The 9,540-nt window shown below is 66.5% G+C and carries 10 protein-coding genes; all 10 read right to left on the reverse strand.

Going from position 1 to position 9,540, the window contains the following annotated elements:
- Positions 1 to 6: 6 nt before the first annotated feature.
- From R5H29_RS06200 to R5H29_RS06245, 10 genes are read right to left on the reverse strand one after another with little or no spacing between them, the layout of a single operon-like run.
- On the reverse strand, positions 7 to 459 hold the full coding sequence (locus tag R5H29_RS06200) for a hypothetical protein (RefSeq protein WP_005412387.1): 453 nt from the start codon (positions 457 to 459) through the stop codon (positions 7 to 9).
- Positions 456 to 764 (reverse strand): hypothetical protein, encoded by a 309-nt coding sequence (locus R5H29_RS06205; RefSeq protein ID WP_005412388.1) that lies wholly within the window; start codon positions 762 to 764, stop codon positions 456 to 458. Before R5H29_RS06205 ends, R5H29_RS06200 begins: the two co-directional genes overlap by 4 nt.
- Positions 765 to 773: 9 nt before the next feature.
- Positions 774 to 1,271, reverse strand: coding sequence for a hypothetical protein (locus R5H29_RS06210; RefSeq protein ID WP_065426719.1), 498 nt, complete (start codon positions 1,269 to 1,271; stop codon positions 774 to 776).
- A complete protein-coding gene (locus tag R5H29_RS06215) occupies positions 1,268 to 1,459 on the reverse strand; it encodes an LPXTG cell wall anchor domain-containing protein (RefSeq protein ID WP_005412390.1) in 192 nt (63 codons plus the stop codon). The genes R5H29_RS06210 and R5H29_RS06215 overlap by 4 nt, the downstream gene beginning before the upstream one ends.
- Positions 1,460 to 1,467: 8 nt before the next feature.
- Positions 1,468 to 3,132 (reverse strand): phage terminase large subunit, encoded by a 1,665-nt coding sequence (gene terL / locus R5H29_RS06220; protein WP_032961836.1) that lies wholly within the window; start codon positions 3,130 to 3,132, stop codon positions 1,468 to 1,470.
- Between the two features lie 8 nt (positions 3,133 to 3,140).
- Positions 3,141 to 3,365 (reverse strand): hypothetical protein, encoded by a 225-nt coding sequence (locus R5H29_RS06225; protein ID WP_005412392.1) that lies wholly within the window; start codon positions 3,363 to 3,365, stop codon positions 3,141 to 3,143.
- A gap of 17 nt (positions 3,366 to 3,382) precedes the next feature.
- Positions 3,383 to 3,652, reverse strand: coding sequence for a hypothetical protein (locus R5H29_RS06230; protein WP_005412393.1), 270 nt, complete (start codon positions 3,650 to 3,652; stop codon positions 3,383 to 3,385).
- Positions 3,653 to 3,678: 26 nt separating this feature from the next.
- Positions 3,679 to 4,164: a hypothetical protein gene (locus tag R5H29_RS06235; protein ID WP_126411773.1), complete on the reverse strand. Its 486-nt coding sequence runs from the start codon at positions 4,162 to 4,164 to the stop codon at positions 3,679 to 3,681.
- Positions 4,164 to 6,968: a tail fiber domain-containing protein gene (locus tag R5H29_RS06240; protein WP_332328928.1), complete on the reverse strand. Its 2,805-nt coding sequence runs from the start codon at positions 6,966 to 6,968 to the stop codon at positions 4,164 to 4,166. Before R5H29_RS06240 ends, R5H29_RS06235 begins: the two co-directional genes overlap by 1 nt.
- A gap of 25 nt (positions 6,969 to 6,993) precedes the next feature.
- Positions 6,994 to 9,531, reverse strand: a complete 2,538-nt coding sequence (locus tag R5H29_RS06245) for a phage tail fiber protein (protein ID WP_005412396.1) — start codon at positions 9,529 to 9,531, stop codon at positions 6,994 to 6,996.
- Positions 9,532 to 9,540 lie beyond the last annotated feature (9 nt).

Genomic DNA, 9,540 nt, shown 5'->3' on the forward strand with positions numbered 1-9,540 from the left:
AGTAGTTCAGGTCCGGCGTTTTAGGAAACGCTTTGTAACCGTGTCGTAGGTCTGCACCGGAGGACCGCTGTAGAGGTCCGTCGAGCAGGCCATGAGGACTGCTTCGGTCGCGTTGTGGCCTGCCTTCATGGCGGCCAGGGCAATCGCACCACCACTACCGGCGACGAGGAAGTCGCGCCGGAGGTCGAGAGGGAGACCGTCGTGGTAGAAGGCCACCGGGTTGTCCCGCAGGCCGACCACGAGGATCGTGTACTCGCCCTTGGTCAGTTCGTCGAATCCCTCCGACAGCTCGCGCACGGCTCGCTGGATGTGGGAAGTGGTGCCCGCGCCGAACACCACCAGGTCGCGCCCGGTGGTGTCGGTGGTGCGGTAGAACTTCTCCTCCTCGTACCGCAGATCACCAGCGGTGACCTGCGAGTCGATAGCAACGAGCCGGCCGTCAAAGGCCAGCGTGGTCACTGCTTGATGTGCTCCCGCCAGTAGCTCGGGGTGAACGCAGCCCACTCGATGTCGTTCACGTCATCCCACAGGCGCTCCGCGGCATTCCGCAGGTGCTCCCACAGGCCGCCGAGGACGACGTAGGGCAGCGCCAGGAACACGACGACGAACAGCCAGCCGGTGTAGGTGCGACGGGAGGTCTCGCGCAGGCGCTCCAGGAGCCACTGCGAGGCGAGGGCAATGCGTAGCGCTACGTACCCCTTAGCGCGCTCGTAGGCGCGCACCAGGCGCTCGCTGGCGCGGTTGTAGATGGTCTTGAAGTTCATGGGTTCCGGTTAGGTGTTGCGGATGGTTGCCAGGGCCTTCGCGTAGAGCGCGTCCCAGGTGTCACGGTGCGGCTTGCCCGGCCGCCAGTTGCGGACGTAGTAGTCCCATGCGGCCTGGGGGTTACCCAGGGCGGGCAGCGGACGCGGATCGGTGAACAGCAGCAGGCGAGCGAACGCACAGGCGAGCACGTCGTCGGAGGCGAGCGCCTCGTTGACCGCAGCGGTCGAGGGACGCTCCAGACGCGCGGAGACGAGCTGTGAGGCGCGTGCGGAGGTCGCCGGGTGACGGAGTACACCTGCGGTGCCGCCGCCCGCCTCGAACTGCCAGAAGCCGCGTGCGGGGCCTTTGATCTGCCTGCGGTGCTCGAAGCGAGATTCCTGGAGACCAATGGCGAGCAGCATGACCTTCGCTTCGGGAGTGAAGGCCACGCCGGGGAGCAGCCGGGCCGCCGCGGGGATCAGGTTGTCCCTGACCTCCACGAGGCTCGGCAGCTTTGCGTCGGTCATACCGGCGCGTAGGGGTTCGACTGGCCGCCCTGGGTGTGGCAGCAGGGAGCGTGGTTGCAGTCGCACGGCGTTACCGGCGCGGGTGCGCTCGGGCCGTCGTTGTCGTCGTCGTTCTTGCGGCGCAGGAACAGGTACAGCAGGCCAGCGGCGGCGAGCGCCATCAGCCACGCAGCGAGCGTGTTGGACATTGGGTCTCCTACAGGATGTCGAGGTAGTTGTCGGGTGACGGCATGCGGCCGGTCACGGACTGGATGAAGGAGGCGTACTCGCGGTCGAGCAGCTCCTCCAGGTAGCGCTGCTCCTCCTTGGACACGTCTCGGGAGAGCTGGTCGGCCCAATACTTCACGGCCATCGCCAGCGCTTCGAGGCGGTCGTCGTGGCGCAGTGCGCCGCGGTCGCGCGTGATGCGCGTCAGCTGGTAGCACAGCTGGTACTTCTGTTCGGACTTCTGATCGGCGCGGATGATCGAGGCATCGACCACCAGGCGGTGCTGGTTCAGCACCGGCTCCAGCACGTCGATGATTCGGTTCTCCTTCGAGGTGCCGTAGTGCTTCACCTCCTCGATGGAGCACGGGTACACGCGCGCCAGGACGCCGGAGAGCATCTTGGCGAACATGCCGTCACCGAAGTTCGCCTCAATGAGGACTGCGGAGACCTTCTCGGCGCGCGCGATGTGCGCCAGGGTCTCCAGCGTGTCGTCGTCGTAGCCGCCCTTGGTCGCACCAGCGCGGCGCGCGTAGAGCATGCCGCGAAGCATGCCGACGACCGCGTAGCCGGTTTCGTCGCCACCTCGGCCCGAGGGGTCGATGGCGAGTACCTTGCCGGTGAACTCCTCCATTTCCGAGGCGAGGTACATGGGCCGGTACAGGCGGTCGCCAGTGAAGCCCACGGACGGGATGTCGCTGACGATGTACTCCGGGCCGCTGCTGTAGACCACGCGGATCGGAGCGACCTCGCGGTCCACGTCCATCACGATCAGGTCGGACAGCTTGAGCGGGTACTTCTCGGCGTCGGACAGCGACGCATCGAGCATGAACTGGAGCATGAAGCCGGAGCGTCCGTAGGACGCCTCGCGCTCCATCAAGTCCTCATCGGAGAAGCGGACGCTCTCGCAGTTCTTCCAGGCGAGCTTGGGGTTCGCGTCGAACGCATCGGCGATCATCGGCGCGAGGCGGTCGCCGTACACCTGACGGTGCTTGGTGTCCTTCGGGTAGCGCGCAGGCCAGATGCGGATGACGTAGCCGCGCTCGGGCAGCTTGTTGTAGAGCGACTCCTCGGTCTGCGGAGTGCCGAGGTAGATGATCTCGCCGCCAGGCTTGAGCACCGCGTCGAACTCCTTGACCAGCTCGGCGAGCTTCTCGCGCTGCACGACGGTCATGGAGTTCTTTGGGACTTCGATGTCGTCCGCGATGATGGTGTCGGCGCGGGAGCCGGTGAGCTGGCCGTTGATGCCGACCGACTTCACCGAGGGCGACTGATCGGGCTGCGCGGGACCGACATCGAACGCCAGGTTCGAGTTGCGCTGGTCGGGACGCGGGCGCAGGTGTTGCAGCTCAGGCAGGGTTTCGATCAGGCGCTTGACGAACACCGAGAACGCATCGGCGCGTTCCTTCGATGCCGAGACCACCATGATCTTGTGCTGGGGGTCTTTCCAGAGGAGCCAGCAGACGTAGGCGGCCGTCACCCAGGACTTGCCGACGCCGCGGTACGCCATGATGACGCGACGGCGCGGGCCGGTTTTCAGGAACTCGCAGATGTCGTACTGGATCGGAGTGGGGCTTGGTAGCCCCAGCTCCTTCCAGACGTACCAGGCGAAGTTGCGGAAGTCCTCGAAAGGGTGACGAACGTGGAGGCTCGTCATGCCCTCCATCAGTTCAGCCGCCCATCCTCAGCGGGATCGAACGGGAACTCGGACACCTTGTCGGCCAGCTTGCCCAGCGGTGAGCCGGGCGGCGTGGCCGCAACGTCGATGCCGTTGTCCTTGAGAAACTGCCGGGCCACGTTGAGGATCGAGGCCAGGCCCTTCGCGTCCGACTCCATCGAGTCGATGGTGTCGGCGAGCTTGTCAGCGACTGCGGCGTGCAGTCGCTCCAAGGCATCCTTGGGGGCGGTCACTTGTTGACGACGCGGTTCAGTACGGTCTCCAGCGCGGACGTGCCGAGCGACGCCAGGATGCACGCGAGCGCGACCTGGGCGACGAAGGAGACGCCGGGGATGAAAATGACGATGGCACCAGCGGCAAGGCCGGTAGCGCCAGAGAGGATTGCGCGGCCGAGCGCCTGCTTCCAGGTGATCGGATCGTTCGACGTGAGCATCTTTGCGATGCCCACGATGAGGCCGACGCCCGCGAGAGCGCCGACCAGCTTCACTTCATCGTGCATTAGGTCTCTTGTAGGTGGTGGATGCGTTAGAGCGGACGACCGAAGCTGTACTCGTAGTTGCCGGTCAGGGTGATCTGCGTGACGCCATCGGTGACGACGACTGTGAACTGCCCCATGCGGGAGGTGTTCCGCCCAGAGGCGGTCACAGTGCCACCGAGGCCGCTGCCGGAGATCGACGCGCCGCCTGTGACGGAGCGGGAGACCACGGAGTAGTTGCCGGTGCCGCCCGAGCAATAAACGCTGAACGACTCGCTGACCGTGCCGTTGGTGGACTGAGGCCAGTTACCCATCAGGTAGCTCGGCGACAGCGATGCTTGGAACGGCGTCGCCTTGACCGCGTTGTAGAACTGCGAGGCGTAGATCGGGCCGCTCGTGGGGACGCCGTAGTTGGCCGGAACGTCGGGCACCAATCCACGTCCTCGGTAATACTGGTCCGCGTAGATCGGGTAGCCGCCGCCAAACTCGGCGCGGATCATTTCCCAGGAGATAGGGCCGGAGCCGGGGAGGGCCATCAGGCACCTCCCCCAAGGTCCGCGACGCGCTTACGCAGCGCCTGCACCTCAGCGATAAGGAAGGGAATAGCCTTCTCCCACTGGATCGTCTTGATGCCGTTTGCGTGCGTGGCGACCATCAACGAGTAGACCTCCTCGGCCTCCTGCGCGATGCCGCCGACCTCGTGATCCGCGCTCGGGTGGAACGTGGGATTCAGCTCGGCGATTGCCTTGGCATCCCAATCGAACTCGCGTACACGGAAGCGGTCGAAGAAGTCGGCCACCTTGGAGGCCGAGGCGTCCACGATGTTCTTCTTTAGACGCGCATCGGACGCATAGGCGACGATGTTGCCCGTGGCGACCCAATTGTTGCTGCCGTCGCGGTAGGCGCACCACGAGAAGGCGTTGCTGGCGAGGAAGCCGTGGTTGTTGTCGTTGCAATGGAGCCAGTGCGTGGTCCCGTTGTCGGAGTCGTAACAGGTGATGGTTGGCGAGTAGCTCTCCAAACGGAGGTCGCCACCGCTACCGCCTGGGCCAGCGATAAGGAATCCCTTGCCGCCGTAGGTGCGAACCCAGGTGCTGTCCTGCATCCAGATGCCGCCGCCGTGCGCTTCCGAGTACCAGCCGGTGCCGGACTGCCGGGAGCGGAACCAGCCAGCGTTGAGGTAAATCTGATCGCCGACCGTCAGGCGGCCCGCAATGTTCGCAGCACCGTTCCAGTACAGGTTGTACCAGCTGTTCGTGTTCACGCGGGTGATCGAGCAAACGTCATCGCCAGCGCCGTTCGTTCCGTGGATGTACGCGGTTCCCGCTGCACCCATGCCGGTCAACCGCAGCGGCGCGCCATAGGCCAGAGTGACCTGCCCGGTGAAGGTTGCGCCACCCAGGCTCGCCTTGCCGTCCAGTGCGGACTGGAGGCCGCTGACGTTTGCGATGGTGTGCGTGTGACCGGCGTCGGCCTTTCCTGCCGGGTTGAAGTTCGCCGAGGTCCAGACGGTGCCGCCATCGTTGAGGGACGCGACGCCACCCGTGCCATCGCCGAATCGGAACTCCAGCGAGTTCGCAGCTGGCGGCACGTACACATAGCGATCCAGCGACCCCAGGTACATGACGCCGGACGTGGCCTCGCCGCCAAATCCCTGCACACGAATCTGCCCGGAGGCGAACGTCTTGACGCCACCGATGGACTGATCGTCGGTCACGTTGACGACGTTGGCGATCTCGGCGGCGGTATGCGTGTGGCCGATTGCCGACTTCCCGTCGAGCGCCGCTTGCAGCCCGGTTACGTTTGCGATGGTGTGCGAGTGGGACGCCGCCGCTTTGCCGTCGAGCGCGGACTGGAGGCCGGTCACGTTGGCGATGGTGTGCGTGTGCGTCGCCGCCGCCTTGCCGTCGAGCGCCGTCTGCGTCGCGGTGCTGATCGGCTTGTCGAGGTCGGCGGTATTGTCCACCTTGTCGAGGCCGACCTGCGCCTTGGTGTGCGTGTGGGTGCTCGGCGGGTAGGTCGTCGGCTTCCCGGTGACGTGGGTGTTGAAGTCCACGTCGTCGCGGGTCGCCAGCGCGCCCAGGCCGCCGATGTCGCCAGCCACGAGGGTCACGTCGCCCTGCTTACCGGCGACGCTGGTGACCTGATCGGTGTTGTCGATCTTCTCCCAGGTAGCGCCGTAGAGCGCCTGGTCGCCGACTCGCCAGTGGATGTCGCCCACAGTGCCTTCGCCGACCACCTTGTAGAAGTGACCCTTCACCGGGTTGGCCGGGAACGCACCAGTGCCGGCATCCCACGATCCCATGTAGACCAGCGAGCCAGTGACGGCAGCCTGCGCCTGGGCGGCCCAATGCTTCGCCGAGAACTCGCCCGGCGAGACCTCGGTGCCCTGCGGCGCGTTCGCGTACAGGCCAGCCTTGTCGCGGGCAGCCTCGGCAGCGGCCTTGGCCGACGATGCGGTCTGCGCCGAGATCGAGGCGGCAGACGCCGAGCCGGACGCAGCGGAGGCATGACCGGCTGCGGTGGTCGCCGAGCCAGCAGCCTCGCCAGCCTTGGTCGCCGCGGCGGACGCCTGGGCTTCCGCCCGGTTGGCCTGGGTGGTCGCCTGAGTGACCGAGGTCGCTGCGGCGGTCGCGCTGTCGGCGGCTGCGGCAGCCGATGCTGCGGCAGCGGTGGCGTCAGCTTCCGCGCGGTCGGCCGCGTCGGTCGCATAGCCCAGGATGGTCTGCGCCTGATCCCGTGACGTGGCGGCAGCAGTCGCCGCTGCTTGCGCGTCGGAACGCGCCTGACCCGCTGCGGTGGCCGACGTGCCCGCCTGGCTTGCGGAGCCAGCCGAAGCCAGCGCCGAGGTGGCCGAGGCCGTCGCCGAAGCGGCGGCGTCCACTGCGGAGCTTGCCGCCTCGGTCGCGCTGTCGGAAGCCTCGGCCGCCTTGGCAGCAGCGAAGGTCGCCGCGTCGGCGGTGGCCTGCACGTCGTCGTCGATGCTCGCGGCGGATTCCGCAGCGCGCACGGCGGATGCTTCGGCAGCGTCGGCGAAGCCAGAGGCGTCATCTGCGGACGCCTGCGCGGCGTTCGCCATGCCGGTTGCCACGGACACCAGGTCGCGCACCTGCACGACCGAGCCGGTCAGCTCGTCGGTCAGCCCGGCCACGTCCTTCTGGAGCTGCGGGAACGAGGGGAGGGTGTGGTTGTTGCCCAGGCCGTCCGTCACGACGACGGTGCCTTCCTCCTGAGTCAGCAGCGCGATCATCTGATTCTCGCGCCGGTTCCAGCGGTCTACCAGCGTCGAGAGGCGCGAGGCCAGCTCGGCGTTGGAGACGTAGCCGGGGGTAGTGCTCATGCGGTGCTTGGGTTCTCTCTGAGGGTTATCGGATGCCGAAGGCGAAGCCGCCAATCGACGTGATGAGGTAGTTCGGGTAGGCCGGGGCGTCGTAGCCGTGGACCTGCGGAGGCGGGCTGGATGCGCGGCACCGCACGCGGAATGCGCGGGCACCGCCTGTCCATGCGCCGGACGCCGAGAGCGTCACCGACTGCTCGTAGGTGTAGAAGTTGGACGCGGTGAAGGTGTTGCCGTCGCCGCCCATCTGCTGAATCAACGCGCGGTACATCGGCGGCTCGTGCGAGGCGATGACGACCCACACAGAGTCGCGCAGCTCCTCCAAGATGACGTGCAGCCCGTAGACGCGCGTGTTCGCGGTGACGGTCACCGACACGGAGGGCGTATGACCCTCGCCAGCCAGCACCGGAGCGCCGAGCCAGAACTCGTGGATCGCCACCCAATCGCCGAGCGGGATGAAGTTGTTGCCCGCCTGGTAGCAGAGGCTCGTTGCCCCGGTCCACCACACGCCGGTCGCCGACTGGAACTGCCCAACGATGTTGGGAGCATTGACGCGGCCTCGGAAGAACGCGCCGCCGTTGCGGTCCACGTAGAACACCGCGTTGTTGGCGTTCTTCGCGCCGGAGCCGACCCACAGGGGCCAGTCGCCGAGGTTGGAGATTTCCACGCGGAACTCGGCAGCGTTGACGATGTTGCCGTTGCCGTCGAGGGTGTGGGTCTTGAACGTGCCGCCGTTGATCGTGCCTGCGTTTGCCGTGAGCGCGGCCAGGGAGTTCACCCTGATCTTGTCCGCAGTGATCGTCCCGTCCACCACCAGCGCACCCTGGATGCCCACGGTGGACTGGCCGCCGACAGTGCCGATCACGAACGGATACTTGATGCTCGCCAAGGTGCCGCCCGAGGTGTACTGCGGGTGGACGAAGGCGAAGCGATCCGCGGTGACGATGAAGTCGCTGCCGGTCTGCGGGTTGGCGGAGAGGGCGATACCGGCGACCACGGGGACGCCGTTGATGGTGCCCGCGTTGATCTTGACCGAGTAGTTGGCCTGCCACTGACCGTACATGCCGGAGTGCTGCCCGGCGACCACGTTGAACTCCTGCCGGATGGTGGCGAAGTCGCCGTCCTTGAACGCCTGGACCTGCGTGGCCGCGATGGCCTGTGCCTGCTCGGCGGTGATCTTGGTGGTGTTGAGCTGCTGCACCAGCGCGCCGGTCGGAGAGGTGACATCCAGGTCGGCCTTGCGCCAGCCGGTGCCATCCCAAATCTGCGTCAGGTACGCGCCGGTCTGCACGGTCTTGACCCAAAAGGTCGGAACCTTGAAGCCGCCAGCGGGCGGGGAGGGCTGCGCGTCCGAGAAGATCGTCGGCGCGGTGCTGGTCTCCAGCGTGGATACCTGGGAAGCCAGGGCTTCGCGCGCGGACGCTTCGGTGTCGATGCGCTGCTCGAAGGCGGCCGAAACCGCCGACACCTGGCCGTCGATCTCATTGGCAATCCCCTGCGGCACGTTCGCGCCGTAGCTGGCCGCCATCTGCTGTCGGAATGCCGTGTTGGCACCCTCGGCGTCCGTCAGGGCTTCGGTGGTCTCGGCCAGGCCAGCGATGTTCTCGCCGTGGCGGACTACTGCCGTCTCAACGTCGGACACGCGGGCCTTGGTTGCGTCAACCTCGGCCATGACCGCGGTGCGGACCTGCGCCGCGCTGTCCTCGATCTCTGCGCCGAGGCGCTGCTCGGTGGCCGCACGCGCCGCTTCGGTGGTGCTCTCCACCTCGTCGATGCGCTGGTTGAGCGCTGCGGAGATCGTCTTGCCGTTCTCGACCACCTGGCCTTGCAGCTCGGTGATCGCCTCGACGCGCGCGGAGCGCTCGTCAGCGATGGCGCGATTGACCTCCAGGAATCGTGCCTGGCTACTTTGCTCGCCGTAGTCCACCCGCGCGAACAGGTCGATGATCTGCTGCGCGATGACCTTGTTGCCTTCGGTCAGCAGTCCGATCTCGTGGGTGGCCGTGCTGATCTTGTCGCCATAGTCGCGCTGCACGTCGAAGAACTCGTGCGAGCGCATGATTTCCTCCAGGATCGCCTCGGCGTTCACGTCGATAAGGTCGATGCGGGTCAGCAGGTCTTGCAGTGCTGGCGAGCGGAGGAGCTGCTCGATGATTGCGTTGAGGTCCGGGTCGCCACCGGGGTTACCGGGGCCGCCACCGGGGAGGCCGCTGCCACCACCGAACTCGGCGAGTTCCTGGTGTGCGTACAGCAGTTGGCGGAACGACTTGGACAAGTCGCGCGCCGGGAGGTTTGCGCCTTCCTTGTAGTTGACCAGGAGGGCGTCAATCGGCGTGAATCGCCGGATGGTCACAGTGTAGGGTGCGTCGAGCACGCCATCCTGCGACGGAATCTCGATGGTGCTGGCGTCCACCCACGACACGGAGACAGCGCGGGCCGCGTCCGGTTCACCGACGAACGCCCGGATGTGTTCGCGGGCGATGTACGGGAACGGCACGGTGAACCGCGTAGGGCCTCCCTCGTAGGTGTAGAGCACGAAGGAAAGGCCGCGCGATAGTTCGATCATGCGTCCTCA

The organism is Stenotrophomonas sp. A3_2 (assembly GCF_036624925.1).
GTDB lineage: Bacteria > Pseudomonadota > Gammaproteobacteria > Xanthomonadales > Xanthomonadaceae > Stenotrophomonas > Stenotrophomonas hibiscicola.

Coding starts and splice junctions, on each gene's coding strand:
- R5H29_RS06205 (WP_005412388.1), bottom strand. CDS start 764: ATGAACTTCAAGACCATCTACAACCGCGCCAGCGAGCGCCTGGTGCGC.
- R5H29_RS06230 (WP_005412393.1), bottom strand. CDS start 3,652: ATGCACGATGAAGTGAAGCTGGTCGGCGCTCTCGCGGGCGTCGGCCTC.
- R5H29_RS06245 (WP_005412396.1), bottom strand. CDS start 9,531: ATGATCGAACTATCGCGCGGCCTTTCCTTCGTGCTCTACACCTACGAG.
- terL (WP_032961836.1), bottom strand. CDS start 3,132: ATGACGAGCCTCCACGTTCGTCACCCTTTCGAGGACTTCCGCAACTTC.
- R5H29_RS06235 (WP_126411773.1), bottom strand. CDS start 4,164: ATGGCCCTCCCCGGCTCCGGCCCTATCTCCTGGGAAATGATCCGCGCC.
- R5H29_RS06210 (WP_065426719.1), bottom strand. CDS start 1,271: ATGACCGACGCAAAGCTGCCGAGCCTCGTGGAGGTCAGGGACAACCTG.
- R5H29_RS06240 (WP_332328928.1), bottom strand. CDS start 6,968: ATGAGCACTACCCCCGGCTACGTCTCCAACGCCGAGCTGGCCTCGCGC.
- R5H29_RS06215 (WP_005412390.1), bottom strand. CDS start 1,459: ATGTCCAACACGCTCGCTGCGTGGCTGATGGCGCTCGCCGCCGCTGGC.